This is a genomic window from Kitasatospora sp. SUK 42, from assembly GCF_015776785.2.
Lineage (GTDB): Bacteria > Actinomycetota > Actinomycetes > Streptomycetales > Streptomycetaceae > Kitasatospora.
The window spans coordinates 787623-803503 of the sequence record NZ_LFMD02000002.1; the positions used below are offsets into that span (position 1 = coordinate 787623).

14 protein-coding genes and 1 riboswitch are annotated in these 15881 nt (G+C 72.0%); of the genes, 3 read left to right on the forward strand and 11 right to left on the reverse strand.

Translation table 11 applies throughout. From position 1 onward, the window contains the following. The first annotated feature begins 25 nt into the window (after positions 1-25). Positions 26-973, forward strand: a complete 948-nt coding sequence (locus RZ50_RS03275) for a class I SAM-dependent methyltransferase (protein ID WP_196951342.1) — start codon at positions 26-28, stop codon at positions 971-973. After that, positions 970-1482 (forward strand): hypothetical protein, encoded by a 513-nt coding sequence (locus tag RZ50_RS03280; protein WP_196951341.1) that lies wholly within the window; start codon positions 970-972, stop codon positions 1480-1482. Before RZ50_RS03275 ends, RZ50_RS03280 begins: the two co-directional genes overlap by 4 nt. Positions 1483-1555: 73 nt before the next feature. Here the strand turns inward: RZ50_RS03280 and RZ50_RS03285 are convergent, their stop codons facing one another. From RZ50_RS03285 to RZ50_RS03295, 3 genes are all read right to left on the reverse strand, one after another. After that, on the reverse strand, positions 1556-2716 hold the full coding sequence (locus RZ50_RS03285; RefSeq protein WP_196951340.1) for an alpha/beta hydrolase: 1161 nt from the start codon (positions 2714-2716) through the stop codon (positions 1556-1558). Positions 2717-2885: 169 nt separating this feature from the next. After that, entirely contained in the window at positions 2886-4022 is a 1137-nt protein-coding gene (gene mnmA, locus RZ50_RS03290; RefSeq protein ID WP_196951339.1) for a tRNA 2-thiouridine(34) synthase MnmA, read from the reverse strand. 51 nt (positions 4023-4073) lie between these two features. Continuing rightward, complete coding sequence (locus RZ50_RS03295; RefSeq protein WP_196951338.1) at positions 4074-5255, reverse strand: cysteine desulfurase family protein; 1182 nt, start codon at positions 5253-5255, stop codon at positions 4074-4076. 243 nt (positions 5256-5498) lie between these two features. On the opposite strand from RZ50_RS03295, the gene RZ50_RS03300 reads away from it, so the two are divergent. Beyond that, the gene (locus RZ50_RS03300) at positions 5499-6275 is read left to right on the forward strand and encodes an IclR family transcriptional regulator (RefSeq protein ID WP_196951337.1); all 777 of its coding nucleotides are present in this window, start codon (positions 5499-5501) and stop codon (positions 6273-6275) included. On the opposite strand, the gene RZ50_RS03305 is transcribed toward RZ50_RS03300, so the two are convergent. The 8 genes from RZ50_RS03305 to RZ50_RS03340 form a co-directional block, all read right to left on the reverse strand. Next, positions 6181-6840, reverse strand: coding sequence for a trimeric intracellular cation channel family protein (locus tag RZ50_RS03305; protein ID WP_196951336.1), 660 nt, complete (start codon positions 6838-6840; stop codon positions 6181-6183). The genes RZ50_RS03300 and RZ50_RS03305 overlap by 95 nt on opposite strands. A 47-nt stretch (positions 6841-6887) precedes the next feature. Next, positions 6888-7973 (reverse strand): ABC transporter ATP-binding protein, encoded by a 1086-nt coding sequence (locus RZ50_RS03310; protein ID WP_196951335.1) that lies wholly within the window; start codon positions 7971-7973, stop codon positions 6888-6890. Between the two features lie 34 nt (positions 7974-8007). Further along, positions 8008-9078, reverse strand: a complete 1071-nt coding sequence (locus RZ50_RS03315; protein WP_196951334.1) for an ABC transporter ATP-binding protein — start codon at positions 9076-9078, stop codon at positions 8008-8010. Beyond that, the gene (locus RZ50_RS03320; RefSeq protein ID WP_196951333.1) at positions 9075-10085 is read right to left on the reverse strand and encodes an ABC transporter permease; all 1011 of its coding nucleotides are present in this window, start codon (positions 10083-10085) and stop codon (positions 9075-9077) included. The genes RZ50_RS03315 and RZ50_RS03320 overlap by 4 nt, the downstream gene beginning before the upstream one ends. Before the next feature lie 99 nt (positions 10086-10184). Then, entirely contained in the window at positions 10185-11954 is a 1770-nt protein-coding gene (locus RZ50_RS03325; RefSeq protein ID WP_196951332.1) for an ABC transporter substrate-binding protein, read from the reverse strand. A 52-nt stretch (positions 11955-12006) separates the two neighbouring features. Then, on the reverse strand, positions 12007-12996 hold the full coding sequence (locus RZ50_RS03330) for an ABC transporter permease (protein ID WP_196951331.1): 990 nt from the start codon (positions 12994-12996) through the stop codon (positions 12007-12009). 458 nt (positions 12997-13454) lie between these two features. After that, positions 13455-14399, reverse strand: coding sequence for an enhanced serine sensitivity protein SseB C-terminal domain-containing protein (locus RZ50_RS03335; protein WP_196951330.1), 945 nt, complete (start codon positions 14397-14399; stop codon positions 13455-13457). Positions 14400-14514: 115 nt separating this feature from the next. Continuing rightward, positions 14515-15312: an enhanced serine sensitivity protein SseB C-terminal domain-containing protein gene (locus RZ50_RS03340; protein ID WP_196951329.1), complete on the reverse strand. Its 798-nt coding sequence runs from the start codon at positions 15310-15312 to the stop codon at positions 14515-14517. 255 nt (positions 15313-15567) lie between these two features. Beyond that, a riboswitch (glycine riboswitch) is annotated at positions 15568-15672 on the forward strand. Positions 15673-15881: the final 209 nt, after the last annotated feature.

A 15881-nucleotide genomic window follows, 5' to 3' on the forward strand; every position in this document is an offset into this window, starting at 1 on the left:
GACGACAGGCCCTAGGGTGCTCCGCGTGCGTCACCTTGAGATATCCGACCTGATCACGGCCGTGGACCCGCAGGACGGCCGGCGGCTCCCCGTCCTTCGTGACGAGGTCGTCCGGCAACTGCGCGAGAACGGGGACGAGCGCGCGGCCCGGATCGTCGCCGAACTGCCCGTCGGCCGGGGCGGCGTACTCGACCCCGACGCCGTGGACCGCCTGCTCGTCAGCGTGCACACCGAACTCCAGCGGCTCAGCGAGGAACTGCGCATCGGCGACCGCCTGGTCCACCTGCTCCGCCCGCTCCTCACCGCGATCCGCACGACCACCGGGCAGCCCGGCCCGTACCGCCTGGTCGACATCGGGTGCGGCCTGGGCTACCTCGTCCGGTGGCTGGCCGCCACCGACGCGCTCGGCCCCGACGTCGAACTGATCGGGGTCGACCTCAACGCCGCACTCGTCGGCGAGGCCGACCGCCTCGCCCGCGCGGAGGGGCTCAACTGCCGCTTCGTGCACGGCAACGCCTTCGAACTGCCGGAGGCCGCGACCGTCTACGTCTCCACCGGCGTCCTGCACCACTTCCCCGGACCGGCCCTGTCCGGGTTCTTCCAGGCCCAGGCCGCCTCCCCCGCGCTCGCCTTCTGCCACTACGACATCGCCGCGACCCGGCTCGCACCCCTCGGCGCCCGTGTCTTCCACCGCGCCCGGATGCGCCACCCGCTGGGCCGCCACGACGGCGTGGTCTCCGCCCTGCGCGCCCACAGCGACGAGGTACTGCTGCGCGCCGCCTCGGCCCCCGGCATGCGCGCCCTGCTGTACGAACCGCGCCGCCTGTCCAACCCGTTCTGCACCACGCTGCGCCCGGTCCTCGGGGTGCGCCCGCAGTTGGAGGCACCGCTGCGGTCCGCCCTCGGACGGGCCGCCCGCCGGCTGGTCGGCCCGGAGCACCTCGCCGAGCACCTCACCGAGGCCGCCCGATGACGCCCGCCGCCCCGCTCCTCCTGCTCGGCCTGGTCGACGCGGCGTTCAGCGGCTTCCGCGCCTACGCCGGCCGCGACGCCCGCATCCGCAAACACCGGGGCAACCTCCTCGCCGCCGGACGCGGACTGGCGGCCGGGGCCGTCCTCCTGCTCGCCCCGGCCCTGGCCGCCTGTCTCCTCCTGCTGACCTCCTCCGACCAGGCGCAGACCTACGCCACCCTCACCGCCGGCGGCTGGGGCTACCTGTTCCCGCTCGCCCTCTACGCCGCAGCCGTCCTGCTGTCGCTCGCCGCCTACTTCACCCTGCCGTTCCGCGCCGGCACCCTGGCGATGGTCATCGGCCTCGGCCCCCTGACCCTGCTGCGCCCGCTCACCGTCACCGCCGCCTGCCTCACCGCCGTCCTCAACGGCGGCGGCGCACCCGCCCTGCTCGTCGGCACGGTCGCCGGCACGGCCGTCCTCTGCGTCGAGCCCCTGGTGCACCGCCGCTGGTACCGCGAGGTGCGGTGAGAAGCCCGCTGACCCGACGCTCCTCAAGATGCGACCTGTCGGGAGCCGACGAGCCCTCCTCCTCACGACCCGGTCACGGGTGCTGGAAGAGAACCTCCGGGTTGGCCGACGACGGGCCGTCGAGGAGGGGTTGGTGGATTCCCTTCAAGGTCTGGTCGAAGAAGGCTCCGACGTACTCCCGGGTCAGCTGGGTCCCGCGCGCCGGCGAGGTGGTCATCCCCGGGGGGAGGGGAATACCGGCCTCGGCGGCCAGGACGGGGACGTCCGTGAAGCTGGAGTGGTCGGCGCCGGTGACGGTCAGCCAGGGCTTGTAGCCCTCCCAGCCCGCCCAGGTCTGCCCCCAGGACGTCTCCCGGCCGCCGACGGCGTGGTCGCTCTGCTTGCCGAGCAGGAGGAACGCGCGTCCGTCGAGCCTGTCGGTCGGGACCGGCGGCCAGAACTTTCCGTCCATGTTCACCCCGGCCAGGATCCGCTGGTCGTCGGCCATCGCCGTCAGCGTCGACGCGCCGCCGATCGAGTGTCCGGCCATGCCGATGCGGTCGCGGTCGATCAGGTGCGACAGGCGCCAGGCCGGGTGGTTCCCCGTCAGCCGGTCCAGGACGAACGACACGTCCTTCGCCCGGCTGTCGGGGAGGCTGTCCGGTGCCCCGCCCTCGCAGAGCGCGCATCCCGGGGTGCTGCCGTCGGCGAGCGTCTCGCCGGAGTCCTCGTAGGTGTGACCGACCAGGGCCACGACGTAGCCGTGGCTGGCCAGGTCCGTGGCCAGGCCGGTCAGCGTGGCGCGGGGGTTCTCGAAGCCGGGAGAGAGGACCACCAGCGGGAACTTCCCGTTCGCGGCCTTCGCACCGGTGTAGGCGTAGGTCTTGATGTCCACGACGTCCTGCGGCTGGAGTCCGGTACCCGCCGGGACCCGCGTCGCCACGAAGCCCTGCGCTTCGCCGGGGGTCATGTACGGAGCTGGCTCGCCGGTGTCCCGCCGGGCCGGGTAGAACATCGACACGGCCAGCTGACGCGGCCCGGCCGAGGGTACCCAGGGGTCGGTGCGGTCCCGGTCGGTCAGGCGCAGCACCTCCTCGCCGGCCGCGTACGGCCCGGTCGGACGGGGCAGTACGCCGTGGAAGGCGGCGGGAGCGGTGACGGACGGCGACGGCGAGGCCATCGCGGCCCCGGCCATCGGGATCGGGAGGGAGAGGACGAGGGCTGCGACGGCCGCGACGCGGCGGGATCGGTTCATGGCCCGGAGACTAGGTTCGCGGCCCGAACCGTCGGATCAGCCCGAAGGATGCAATCCCCGGCAGTGGTCATCCCCGCGAATCAGCGGCGTCATCCATGGGGATGACCGCTCGGCCACGGCGGTTCTCCGTGCGCGTCGCCGAGTCGGCGACGCGCACGCGGGTGCTCGCTCAGGCGTTGACCGCGGGGCGCTCGGTGGTGGCGATGGTGGCGGAGCCGACGACGCGGGTGCCGTCGTAGAGGACCACGGCCTGGCCGGGGGCGATGCCCCGCACCGGGGTGTCCAGCTCGACCCGCAGCTCTCCGTCGACCACCGAGGCGATCACCGGGACCTCCTCGCCGTGGGCACGGAGCTGGGCGGTGTAGCGTCCGTCCACCAGCGGCTCGGTGCCGCACCAGCGGGGGCGGATGGCGGTCAGCGCGGTGACGTCGAGGCCCTCGATCGGGCCGACGGTGACGGTGTTGTTGACCGGGGAGATGTCCAGCACGTAGCGCGGCTTGCCGTCCGCCGCCGGGCGGCCGATCCGCAGGCCCTTGCGCTGGCCGATGGTGAAGCCGTACGCGCCGTCGTGCTCGCCGAGCTTGGTGCCGTCGACGTCGAGGATGTCGCCCGTGGCGGTGCCGAGGTGCTGGGCCAGGAAGCCCTGGGTGTCGCCGTCGGCGATGAAGCAGATGTCGTGGCTGTCGGGCTTCTTGGCGACGGCCAGGCCCCGGCGCTCGGCCTCCTCCCGGATGGCCTCCTTGGTGGTGTCACCGAGCGGGAAGAGGGAGTGGGCGAGCTGGTCGGCGTCCAGGACGCCGAGGACGTAGGACTGGTCCTTCGCCGCGTCGACGGCACGGTGGAGCTGGCGCTCGCCGGAAGGCAGGTCGACGATCCGGGCGTAGTGGCCGGTGCAGACGGCGTCGAAGCCGAGGGCGATCGCCTTGTCCAGCAGCGCGGCGAACTTGATCTTCTCGTTGCAGCGCAGGCAGGGGTTCGGCGTGCGGCCGGCCGCGTACTCGGCGACGAAGTCGTCGATGACGTCCTCGCGGAAGCGCTCGGCGAGGTCCCAGACGTAGAACGGGATGCCGATCACGTCGGCCGCCCGCCAGGCGTCCCGGGAGTCCTCGATGGTGCAGCAGCCGCGCGCGCCCGTACGGAAGGACTGCGGGTTGGAGGAGAGCGCCAGGTGGACGCCGGTCACCTCGTGCCCCGCTTCGGCGGCGCGCGCGGCGGCGACGGCGGAGTCAACTCCGCCGGACATCGCCGCGAGCACGCGCAGACGGCCGGTGGACGGAGCGGTCGGGGCACCCGGGAAGTCAGTCATGGTGACTACAAGGGTACGGGGCCGCCGTACATGCCCGCCGCCGGTTAAAAGCTAACGCCGCACCGATGCCAGCCCGGCGTTGCGGGCCCGCTGCACCGCCGGGCCGATGGCCGAGGCGAGCGCCGTGACGTCCTCCCGCACCGAGGTGTGCCCGAGCGAGAACCGCAGCGAGGCCCGGGCCAGCAGCGGGTCGACGCCCATGGCGAGCAGCACGTGGCTGGGCTGCGGCACCCCGGCGTTGCAGGCGGAGCCGGTGGAGCACTCGATGCCCTGGGCGTCCAGCAGCATCAGCAGCGCGTCGCCCTCGCAGCCGGGGAAGGAGAAGTGCGCGTTGGCGGGCAGCCGGCCCTCGGCGGACGGGTCGCCGTTGAGCACCGCGTCCGGAACGGCGGCCAGCACGCCGGCCACCAGTTCGTCCCGCAGTCCGCCGAGGACCGCCGCCTGCTCGGCCCGGTGCTCGACGGCCCAGGCCGCGGCGGCCGCGAAGCCCGCGGCGGCGGGGGCGTCCAGGGTGCCGGAGCGCACGTCGCGCTCCTGGCCGCCGCCGTGCAGCAGCGGTACGGGCGTGGCGCCGCGGGAGAGCAGCAGGGCGCCGATCCCGAACGGGCCGCCGATCTTGTGCCCGGTGACGGTGAGCGCGGTGAGCCCGGACTCGGCGAAGGAGACCGGGACCTGCCCGAGCGCCTGCACCGCGTCGGCGTGCATCGGGATGCCGTACTCGGCTGCCACGGCGGCGAGTTCGCGCACCGGCTGGACGGTGCCGACCTCGTTGTTGGCCCACATCACGGTGACCAGCGCGACCGAGGAGGCGTCCCGTTCGATGGCCTCGCGCAGCGCCTCGGGGTGCACCCGGCCCACCGCGTCCACCGGCAGGTACTCGACGGCCGCGCCCTCGTGCTCGGAGAGCCAGTGCACGGCGTCCAGCACCGCGTGGTGCTCGACCGGGCTGCACAGCACCCGGGTGCGGGCCGGGTCGGCGTCCCGACGGGCCCAGTACAGGCCCTTGACGGCCAGGTTGTCGGACTCGGTGCCGCCGCCGGTGAGGACGATCTCGCTCGGGCGGGCGTTCAGCGAGTCGGCCAGCGACTCGCGGGCCTCCTCGACCACCCGGCGGGCCCGGCGGCCGGCCGCGTGCAGGGCCGAGGCGTTGCCGACCACCCCCAGGTGCGCCGTCATCGCGGCGATCGCCTCGGGCAGCATCGGCGTGGTCGCCGCATGGTCCAGGTATGGCATAACCATCCGATTGTAGAGGGCACTCCCCCGGGGCCGACGCGGCGCACACCGATCCGGCCACCACCCGGACGACCGACCGGACGACCGACCGGACGGCCGACTCGGCGGCCGACTTGACGGCCGACTCGGCGGAGGACGAACGAACCGCTGCCGGACGGCTGCGTCCGGTACTGGTTTGTACCACTGTGCCGCCTTGCGGTTAGCCTGACGAACACTTCTCGATCGGAACCCGTGGGGGGCGCCATGTCGCAGTCGGTGGACCGCGCGTTGACCCTGCTCGGCTCGCTCGGCGACGGCCCGGTCTCGCTGGAGCAGGCCGCGGGCAGCCTCGGAGTGCACAAGTCGACCGCGCTGCGGCTGCTGCGCACCCTGGAGGAGCACGGCTTCGTGCAGCGCCAGCCCGACCGGCGCTACCGGATCGGCGGCCGGGTGCTGTCGCTGGCCCACCGCGCGCTGGAGGAGATCGACGTGCGGCAGGTGGCCGCGCCCTACCTGGCGGCGCTCAGCGCACGCTCCGGCTACACCGTCCAGTTGGCCGTGCTGCACGACGGCGAGGTGCTCTACGTGGACGAGGTGGCCGGGCCCGGTGCGGCGTGGCCGTCCCGGATCGGGCGCCGCGCCCCGGTCACCGGGACGGCGATCGGCCGGGTGCTGCTCGCCGGGCTGCCGGAGGACGGCGTCCGGGAGCAGGAGCTGCCCTCCGAGCTGGCGGCGGTGCGCCTGCGGGGCTGGGCGGCCGAGTCCTGCGAGCACCGGGAGCCGGTGACCTGCGTGGCCGCGCCGGTCGCGGGCAGCGACGGACGGACGGTCGCGGCCTGCGCGCTGAGCGCCCCGGCCAGCCAGGTGCCTCCGACCGAACTGACCCGGATGCTGCCGGAGCTGCTCTGCACGGCCGAGGCCATCTCGCTCGCGTACGGTGGCTCGCCTACTCCTCGCTGGTGCGAGAACCGTTGCGGTTCCAGGCCCGCGGGGCGCGCCAGCCGTACTTCAGGGCGAGCATCCGCAGTCCGAAGGCGGTGAGCGCGGCGGCGGTGCCGGTGACGCCGGTGAGCCGGCCGGCGCCGATCAGGACGGCCACCAGCGCGGCGCCGACCAGGGCCGGGACGGCGTAGATCTCCCGGTCCCAGCGCAGCAGCGAGGGGATCTCCCCGGCCAGCACGTCACGGATCACACCGCCGCCGGCCGCGGTCACCATGCCGAGCGCGACGGCCGCGACGGCGCCGAGCCCGTAGTCGTGCGCCTTGGCCGTGCCGGTGACGCAGAACAGCCCGAGGCCCAGGGCGTCCAGGGTCTGCACGGCCCGGTTGATCCGCTCGACCTCCGGGTGCAGGAAGAACACCACGAGGGCGGCGGCCAGCGGGGCGAGGAAGTAGCCGAGGTTGGTGAAGGCGACCACCGGTGTCGCGCCGATCACCAGGTCCCGCATCACCCCACCGCCCAGGGCGGTGACCTCCGCCAGCACACAGATCCCGAAGATGTCCATGTTCTTGCGGACGGCGAGCAGCCCCCCGGAGAGGGCGAAGACGAATATGCCGACGAGGTCCAGCGACTGCTGCACGTCGGAGGGGAAGATCTGCGAGGTCACGGAATCAACTATGACCTGCCGCGGAACCCTCCCCTCCGGCTACGGCATCAGGAGGCCTTGTCCCCCGCCTTGTCCGCGGCCCCCGCGACCTCCGAGCCCTCCGGGAAGTGGCAGGCCACCTGGTGCCCGGTCTTCAGCGCCACCAGCGCCGGCTCCTGGGTGGCGCACACCTCCTGCGCCTTCCAGCAGCGCGTGCGGAACCGGCAGCCGCTGGGCGGGTTGATCGGCGAGGGCACGTCGCCCTTGAGCAGGATCCGCTCGCGCCCGGCGCGCTGGCGTCGGCGCGGGTCGGGCACCGGCACCGCTGACATCAGGGCGTTGGTGTACGGGTGCATCGGGCTGCGGTACAGCGAGTCCCGGTCGGCGATCTCCACGATCTTGCCGAGGTACATCACCGCCACCCGGTCCGAGACGTGCCGGACGACCGAGAGGTCGTGCGCGATGATCAGGTACGTCAGGCCCAGCTCCTGCTGCAGGTCGTCCAGCAGGTTGACCACCTGCGCCTGGATCGACACGTCCAGCGCGGAGACCGGCTCATCGGCGACGATCATCTTCGGCTTCAGCGCGAGCGCCCGGGCGATGCCGATGCGCTGGCGCTGGCCGCCGGAGAACTCGTGCGGGTAGCGGTTGTAGTGCTCGGGGCTGAGCCCGCACAGCTCCAGCAGCTCCTGGACGGCCTTCCTGACCCCGCCCTCGGGCTCCACGCCCTGGAGCTTGAACGGCGCTCCGACGATGGTGCCGACGGTGTGCCGCGGGTTCAGCGAGGAGTACGGGTCCTGGAAGATCATCTGGATGTCGCGGCGCAGCGGCCGCATCGCCCCGACGCCCAGGTGGCTGATGTCGGTGCCCGCGAACTCGATGGTCCCGCGGGTGGGTTCGTCCAGCCGGGTGACCAGTCGGCCCATGGTCGACTTGCCGCAGCCGGACTCACCGACGACGCCCAGCGTCTCGCCGGCGTTGACCGTGAAGTCGATGCCGTCGACGGCCCGCACCGCGCCGGTCTGGCGCCGCAGCAGTCCGCCCTTGATCGGGAAGTGCCGGGTCAGGCCGGTCACCTTCAGCAGCGGCTCGCGGCCGGAGGCGGGCGCGGGCGGCGGGATCTCCGCCGTCTGGGTCGCCTGAGTGTCCGTCATCGGTTGTCTCCAGGAAGGTGGTACGAGGCCGGGCTCACAGCCGGGGCGCGATCTCTTCGGCGAAGATGCGGTGCCGCTCGTCGGCCGGCAGGTGGCAGGCCGCGAGGTGCCCGGGCGCGGCCTCGGCCAGCACGGGGAGTTCGCTCGTGGAGCGGCCGCCGGTCAGGGCGGCGTACGGGCAGCGCGGGTGGAAGGCGCAGCCGGACGGCACGTTGATCAGGCTGGGCGGGGTGCCCCGGACCGGCACCAGCCGGTCCTGGAGTTCCCGGTCCAGTCGCGGCATCGAGCCCAACAGGCCCCAGGTGTACGGGTGTTCGGGCGCGTCGAAGAGGGTTTCGGCGGGGCCGCGCTCGACGCACTTGCCGCCGTACATGACCAGCACGTCGTCGGCGAGCTCGGCGACCACCCCGAGGTCGTGGGTGATGATGACGACTGCGGAGCCGAACTCCTCCTGGAGGTCGCGGATGAGGTCCAGGATCTGCGCCTGGACGGTGACGTCCAGGGCGGTGGTGGGCTCGTCGGCGATCAGCAGCGAGGGGTCGTTGACCAGGGCCATGGCGATCATCGCGCGCTGGCGCATGCCGCCGGAGAACTGGTGCGGGTAGTCGTCCACCCGGCGGTCGGGCTGCGGGATGCCGACCCGGTCGAGCATCTCGATCGCCCGGGTCCGGGCCTGCTTCCTGGAGGCCTGCGGGTGGTGCACCCGGTACGCCTCGACGATCTGCGCGCCGACCGTGTAGTAGGGGTGCATCGCGGTCAGCGGGTCCTGGAAGATCATCGCCAGTTCGCGGCCGCGCAGTTGGCGCACCCGTTCCGGTCCGGCGGCGATCAGTTCCTCGCCGCCCAGCCAGATCTCGCCGGTGATCCGGGCCCGCTTGGAGCGGTGCAGGCCCATGATGCCCAGCGAGGTGACGGACTTGCCGGAGCCGGACTCGCCGACGATGCCGAGGGTGCGGCCCTTGTGCAGGTCGAAGCTGACCCCGTCCACCGAGCGGACCAGGCCGTCGTCGGTGTCGAAGTGGATCCGCAGGTCGCGCACGGAGAGGTAGGGGTCACCGGCGGGGGCCGGCACGGCGTCCGCCGGGGTCTTCTGGAGGTCGGTCACGAGAGCCTCACGCGGGGGTCGACGAGGGCGTACAGGAGGTCGACCACGAGGTTGCAGACGACGATGAAGAAGGCGGCGAGCAGGGTGACGCCGAGGATCTTGGGCAGGTCGTTGTCGGCGATCGCCTGGACGGCGAAGGCGCCGACGCCCTGGAGCGAGAAGACCTGCTCGGTGATGAGCGCACCGCCGAGGAGCAGGCCGAGGTCCATGCCGAAGATGGTGACGATCGGGGTGAGCGCGGCGCGCAGCCCGTGCCGGGCGACGACCTTGCGCTCGACCAGGCCCTTGGCCCGGGCGGTGCGGATGTAGTCCTCGCTCATGGTCTCCAGCATTCCGGCGCGGGTGAGCCGGGCGTAGAGCGCGGAGTAGAGGAAGGCCAGCGAGATCCACGGGAGGATCAGGTTGCGGGCCCACATCAGGGGGTCCTCGGTGAAGTCGACGTACTGGAGGTTGTCCAGGATCGGCCACTCGTAGCTGAAGACGGTGAGCAGCAGCGCGCCGGTGAAGAACACCGGGAGCGAGACGCCGGCGAGCGCGACGCCCATCGCGAGCCGGTCGAAGATCGAGCGCGGCTTGAGGGCGGAGACGACGCCGGTGGTGACGCCGGAGACCAGCCAGAGCACGGCCGCACCGATGGCCAGCGAGAGCGTGATCGGGATGCGCTTGGTCAGCTCGGGCCAGACCTCCAGGTGGTTCTTGAAGGAGTAGCCGAAGCACGGGACGTGGCAGGTGGCCGCGTCCGGGCCGAACTTGTACTCGGCGCCGCTGACCAGGCCCTTCAGGAAGTTCCAGTACTGGGTGTACAGCGGCTGGTCGAGGCCGAGGTTCTGCTTGACCGCCGCGACCGCCTCGGGGGACGGGTTCTTCCCCACGTACTGCGTGGCCAGCTGGTCGGCGGTCTCGCCGGCGATGCGCGGGAGCAGGAAGAAGATCGCGAAGGTGACCGCGCTGACCACCAGCAGCAGCACCACGGCCGCGAAGATCCTGCGGATGATGTAGGCAAACACAGTTGGACGGCTCCGGCGGCCCGCCGCCGTCCGGGATCTTCCGGACGGCGGCGGGCGCCGCTGCCTTCACCTGCCTTCAGGGATGCGGAGCCAGGCTCTTTACTTGGTGGTGCCGATGTTCAGGTAGTCGTACTCACCCGAGAAGGCCGAGGTGGACACCAGGTTGGTGGCGCTGTCCGGGCGGTACAGGAAGACCTTGAAGTCGGTCAGCGGGACGTAGACCGCCTGGTCCATGATCTTCTTGTCGATCTGGCCGTAGATCTTCTCGCGCGCCGACTTGTCGGTGTTGGCGATCGCGTCGTCGAGCAGCTTGTTGACCTCGGGGTCGTTCAGCTGGGCCAGGTTGCTGTTGCCGGAGGCCTTGATGGCCCGGCCGTCGGCGATCTGCTGGAGGAAGCCGTAGCCGGTCGGCCAGTCGGCGCCCCACTGCATCATCATCAGGCCGATGTTGTGGTCCTGGGTGAACTGCGGGACACCCGCGGCGTCCGAGAAGTACTTGCCCTGCGCGTACTTCTGGATCTCGACGTTGATGCCGATCTTCTTCAGCTGGGCCTGGATCGCGGTCGCCGCCTGGACCTCCGGGTCGCGCTCGGTGCGGGCGGTGATCACGGTGCTGAAGCCGTCCGGCTTGCCGCAGGCCTTGAGGGCCTCCTTGGCCTTGTCGATGTCGCCCTTGTTGTCCTTGGTCTCCCAGGTGTTGAAGTCCTGGTGGCCCGGGATGTCCGGCGGGAGGACGGTGCTGGCGACCTGGCCGCGGATCGGGCCGCCGAGCGTGGTCTGCACGGAGACCTTGTCGATCGCGTACTGGACGGCCTTGCGGCACTCGATGTTGTCGAACGGCGCGACCTTGGTGTTGATCGCGGTGTAGACCAGGCGGCCGCCGTAGGCGTTGTCGGTGCTGGCCTTCAGCTTCTGGTTCTGCAGGATCTGCGCCTGGGTCTGCGGGTCGACGCCGCCGCCGACCAGGTCCACCTGGGCGTTGCCGGCGATCAGGTCCTTGTCGATCGTGGACTGCTCCATGCCCATCCGGACCACGATCTTGTCCGCGAGCTGCTTGCGGATCGGGTCGGTGGCCGGGTCCCAGTTGGTGTTCGGCACCAGGGTGAGCTGCTTGCCGTCCTCGTAGGACTGGAACTTGTAGCTGCCCGAGGAGACCACGTGCTTCACGTAGCCGGAGCCGTCGTCCTTGGCCTGCGGGACCGGGGCCGTCTGCGGGGCGCTGACCAGGTAGTCGAAGTCCGCGAAGGGCTGCTTCAGGTGGAAGACGACGGTCTGGTCGTCCGGGGTCTCGATCGAGTTCAGGCCGCCCTCCTTGTCCTTGTACGGACCCTGGTAGGGCGTGGCGTTGTCGACCAGCAGGTCGTGGAAGTAGGTCGGGCCGTTGGAGTTCACGTCCGGCGCGAAGTTGGAGCGCTCGACGGCGTACTTGACGTCCTTCGAGCTGATCGGGGTGCCGTCGTCGTACTTCAGGCCCGCGCGCAGCTTGTACGTCCAGGTCAGGCCGTCCGCGCTGGGCTTGCCCAGGCTCTCGGCGAGGTCCGGGACCAGCTTGTTGCCGTCGGCGCCGGGGCCCGGGGCGAAGGTGGTCAGCGGACGCCCGTACAGGCGCGAGAAGTTGTAGATGTAGGCGTAGTACGTGTTGCCCGGGTCGAAGGAGTCCGGGGCGCCCTTCATCTCGTAGGTGACCGTCCCGCCCTTCTTGTCCGAGGCGTTGACGATGCCCTTGGTTGCCGCGTCGGCGCCGGCGCCGCCGGCACTGCCGCTGGCGGAGGAGGAGCCGGAGCTCTTGCTGCCGGACGTGCATCCGGTCACGACGAGGACCGCGGCGGCGGCCGCCGCGGTCAGCGCGACGGTACGGGACCTACGCATGGGTGAGATCAACCCCTTGAGGATGTGGAGGAGGGTGGGTCCTGACGCAGCGTCAGTTGCTCTTGGGATCGAGGGCGTCACGCAGCCCGTCGCCGAGCAGGTTGAAGGCGAGCACGGTGAGGAAGATCGCCAGACCGGGGACCACCATGTACTGGGGGTCCACCTGGTAGTACTTGATCGCGTCGTTGAGCATGCCGCCCCAGGAGGCCTGCGGGGGCTGGATGCCGACGCCGAGGAAGCTGAGCCCCGCCTCGAACAGGATGTTGGTCGGGATCAGCAGGGTCGAGTAGACCAGGATCGGACCGACCAGGTTCGGCAGCAGCTCCTTGAACAGGATGAACGGGCCGCGGGCGCCCAGGCTGCGGGCCGCGTGGACGAACTCCCGCTCGCGCAGCGACAGCGTCTGCCCGCGCACGATCCGGCCCATGTAGGGCCAGTTGAAGAAGCCGATCACGAAGATCAGCACCATGATGTGCAGCGGGAGGCCGTGCAGACCGAACGCGCCGCCCTGCAGCGAGGTCGAGATCGCGATGGCGAAGAGCAGCAGCGGGAAGGCCAGGAAGACGTCCATGATCCGGCTGATCAGGTTGTCCACCCAGCCGCCGTAGTAGCCGGCCATCACGCCGAGCACGGTGCCGATCGTGTTGGACAGCAGGGTCGCGCCGAAGGCGACCAGCAGGGAGACCCAGGAGCCCTCGATGACCCGGGAGAGCAGGTCACGGCCCTGAAGCGGGTCGACGCCGAGCAGGTGATCGCCGCTCATTCCGCCCCAGTCCCCGAGCGGGATGCCGCCCAGGTTGGCGTCGAGCAGGTCCTGGTTCAGGGCGTCGGGGTCGAGTCCGAACAGGGACTCGATGGGCTTGGCCAGTACGGCCAGGAGGATCAGCAGGATCACCACGATGCCGCCGACGACGGCGACCTTGTCCCGCTTGAAGCGGGTCCAGGCGATCCGACCGAGGGAGCGTCCCTCGATCGTCTTGGCCGGGGCGGCGGGGGCGGGTGCCTCCGGTTCGTTCCCGGCGGTTGCGATGGGTGCGGTCATGGTCAGTTGGTCCCCTCGCCGACGGTGGCCGGCCCACGGGTGCCGGGCGCCGGTTCGGCGGTACGGCTGCGGACGTGCGGAGGTGCTAGGAGCGGGTGTTCGCGGCAGTACGTCGTGCACGGGGTACTGCCCCCACGCGGGATTGGGCATCGCGTGGTGGAGCGGTCTGCCTGCGCGTTCACCTTCGTGGGGTTTCCAGTACGCGCGGTGCGTTGCGCAGAACTCTCTGCCATCCGAACTGGCTTGCGCCAGCCCTGCCAACCGACAGATGCCCAACTGTGATCTGTGTGCATGCACCTCCTCGATCTTCGGTATATCCCTCTTCACACGGCTGTAACAGCCATGTCAAGATGTGCCTGGATCGAGGCGGAAAATTCGTCCGGAAAGCACCGAAGCCGACCTGATGGCGAATCAAGTCGGCTTCGGTGTAGAGGATTTGTCGAAACGGGTTTTGGCAATCAGCGACCGGGGTATCCGGGCCACGGCTGCTGCTGCCCCCAGCCCTGCGCGGGCTGCTGGGCGCCGTACGACCACCCCGGTGTCGGCTGCCCGTGCATCGGCCGGCCCTGCACCGGCTGCCCCGGGTACGGCGGCGGCACCGGCGGGTACGGTCCGGTCGGCGGGCGGCCCGCCTCCCGGTCGAAGAACGGCCGCGCGTTGGCGCGCATCCACAGCGCCACCGGGTCGTACTCGTCCGCCATCGCGACCGTGGACACCGCGAGCCCCTCCGGGGCCACCGCGATCGCCCGCTGCATCAGCGCCCGCACCGACTCGACCGACGGCGGCGAACTGTCGTACAGGTCCAGGCCGATCGCCAGGTACGGCTCCCCCACCGCGGGCTGCACCCAGGCCCGGCGCAGCGCCCGCACCGCGCGCACCTCGCCGGCCTGCCGCTCCAGCAGCGCGAAGAACTGATGGGCGTTCACCTGCGGCTCGCTCAGCTTCAACGGGCCGGCCGGCAGCCGCTCCAGGCCCGCGGCGATCCGCCGCAGGTCCGCCCAGGGCACCCCGACCCCGCCGCCGGGCGCGTGCGGGTTGAGCCACAGGCCCCAGCGGGTGCGGTACAGCGAAGCGGCGATCTCCCGGCCGGAGATGACCTCGTGGGCCCGCGCCCAGCCGGAGGCCGTCAGCTGCTCGGCGGAGGTGACGGCCGGCGCGTAGCCGTGGCCGCTGATCTCCATGTTCCCGTACTGGGCGTCCGGGCTGCCCGGCGTGCCGTGCCAGAGCAGCATCCAGACCCGGCCCTCGGCGAGCGCGTGCAGCAGCCGCTCGTACGCGTCGTAGCGCTCCGGCGCGACCTCGCGCAGGACGCGCTCCAATGCGCCCGGATCCGCTCCCGGGCGCCCGGCCGGTGCCTGGCCCCAGGGCCCCGGCACACCGCCCGCTCCCGCTCCCGCACTCATGCGCCCACCTCGCCGCGCCTCTTTCCTCGAACCGCCGGCCCGTCGGCCGTCTGCACGCACCCTATGGCGCGGCAACGACCACCGCCACGGCGACGTGCCTTCGACCGGAACCCGCTCACACCCGCGTGTAGAAAGGCAGTACCCGGGTGATCAGCCACTCGACCACCGGGTCGTCGGCGAGGTCGAGCAGTACGAGGTGGACGCCGCCCGGCAGCGGCGCGGTTCCCAGCGCTCGGCCGAGTGCGTCATTCACCGCGGCCGGGTCGGCCGGGGCCGCCGGGTCCAGCTGGACGCCCACGAACATCACGGTCGGCTCGCCCTCGATGCTGGCCAGCGCCCTGCGCGCGGTCAACACGCCGGGAAGGGCCGACAGTTCGGCCCGGCAGGCGGCCAGGAAGTGCTCCGGGTCCTCCCCCGGCACCGGCTCGCGCAGCGCCACCCGGCCGCCGCTCGGCGCCTCCGGGTGCTGCTCCCAGCGGTCCTCGCGCGGGCCGCGGCGCAGCTCGGCCACGCCCTGCGGCGGCACCGGGATGCCCACCGCCGCCTCCGGGTTGACCGCGATGCCCACGCCCAGCGGCAGCCCCCGGGCGAACTCCCGGACCGGGGCGACCGCGAAGGCCATCCCCGGCGCCTGCTGGAGGAACACCTCCTGCGAGGAGAACACCGGCACGTACGGGTCCCCGCCCAGCTCGATGACCGGCAGGTCCAGCGACTGCCCGTTCGGGTCGCCGCCGGCCGGCAGCGGGACCCACACCTGACTGCGGGCCAGCACCTCGATCACCCGGGGCGTCGCGCCCGGGTCGCCCAGCGCGGCCGTCAGCACCTGCTCCAGCTCGTTGGCCGGCCACCCGCCGCCCGACGGCGCCGTCTGCGGTCCGTCCCACCCCTGCTGCTGCTCCACCGGGTACCCCATGCGCCGCCGATCCGCCCTCATGCCGGTCGGCCGCCCTCTGCTGCGCCGACGCGCAGCAGTTTAGGGCCCGTGTTCGGTCCGGCGGCGGGCGCGGGTTCGGTCCGGCGGCGGGTGCGGGTTCGGTCCCGCGGCGGGCAGGGGTTCGGTCCCGCGCGGTGTGACCGGGTCCCCTCTCCCCTCCCCGCTCCGGACGTGCCATGATGTGCGCGTCCGTCGGCATGCGCCGCGGGCCCCCACAACTCCATACCGGCCGCTCGAACCCGCGCGGGAGAGCCCGGAATGCCCCTCAGGAGGCACAGCCGGCGCCGAAGGAGCAAGTCCTCCCCGGAATCTCTCAGGCCCCCCTACCGCACGGGTTAGGCATATCTGGAAAGCGGCGCACGGCCCTGTCGCGCGCCCACCCACGGTGCAAGCCGCCATGCTGTCTTCAAGGCTGGAAACAGCCGCGAGCACGTGGTCGGTGAAGCTCTCAGGTTCGACGACAGATGGGGAGACCCACGCCGCCGCATGCCCGCGCGCAGGGTCGGTCCCCGAGCGGGTCCGGTTCCGGCGCGCGCCCCTGAGTGCCC

Bases quoted from the DNA above. Each gene is read 5' to 3' on its own strand.
- RZ50_RS03325 (WP_196951332.1), bottom strand. From the start codon at position 11,954: ATGCGTAGGTCCCGTACCGTCGCGCTGACCGCGGCGGCCGCCGCCGCG.
- RZ50_RS03300 (WP_196951337.1), top strand. From the start codon at position 5,499: ATGTCGCAGTCGGTGGACCGCGCGTTGACCCTGCTCGGCTCGCTCGGC.
- RZ50_RS03330 (WP_196951331.1), bottom strand. From the start codon at position 12,996: ATGACCGCACCCATCGCAACCGCCGGGAACGAACCGGAGGCACCCGCC.
- RZ50_RS03295 (WP_196951338.1), bottom strand. From the start codon at position 5,255: ATGCCATACCTGGACCATGCGGCGACCACGCCGATGCTGCCCGAGGCG.
- mnmA (WP_196951339.1), bottom strand. From the start codon at position 4,022: ATGACTGACTTCCCGGGTGCCCCGACCGCTCCGTCCACCGGCCGTCTG.
- RZ50_RS03280 (WP_196951341.1), top strand. From the start codon at position 970: ATGACGCCCGCCGCCCCGCTCCTCCTGCTCGGCCTGGTCGACGCGGCG.
- RZ50_RS03335 (WP_196951330.1), bottom strand. From the start codon at position 14,399: ATGAGTGCGGGAGCGGGAGCGGGCGGTGTGCCGGGGCCCTGGGGCCAG.
- RZ50_RS03310 (WP_196951335.1), bottom strand. From the start codon at position 7,973: ATGACGGACACTCAGGCGACCCAGACGGCGGAGATCCCGCCGCCCGCG.
- RZ50_RS03340 (WP_196951329.1), bottom strand. From the start codon at position 15,312: ATGGGGTACCCGGTGGAGCAGCAGCAGGGGTGGGACGGACCGCAGACG.
- RZ50_RS03285 (WP_196951340.1), bottom strand. From the start codon at position 2,716: ATGAACCGATCCCGCCGCGTCGCGGCCGTCGCAGCCCTCGTCCTCTCC.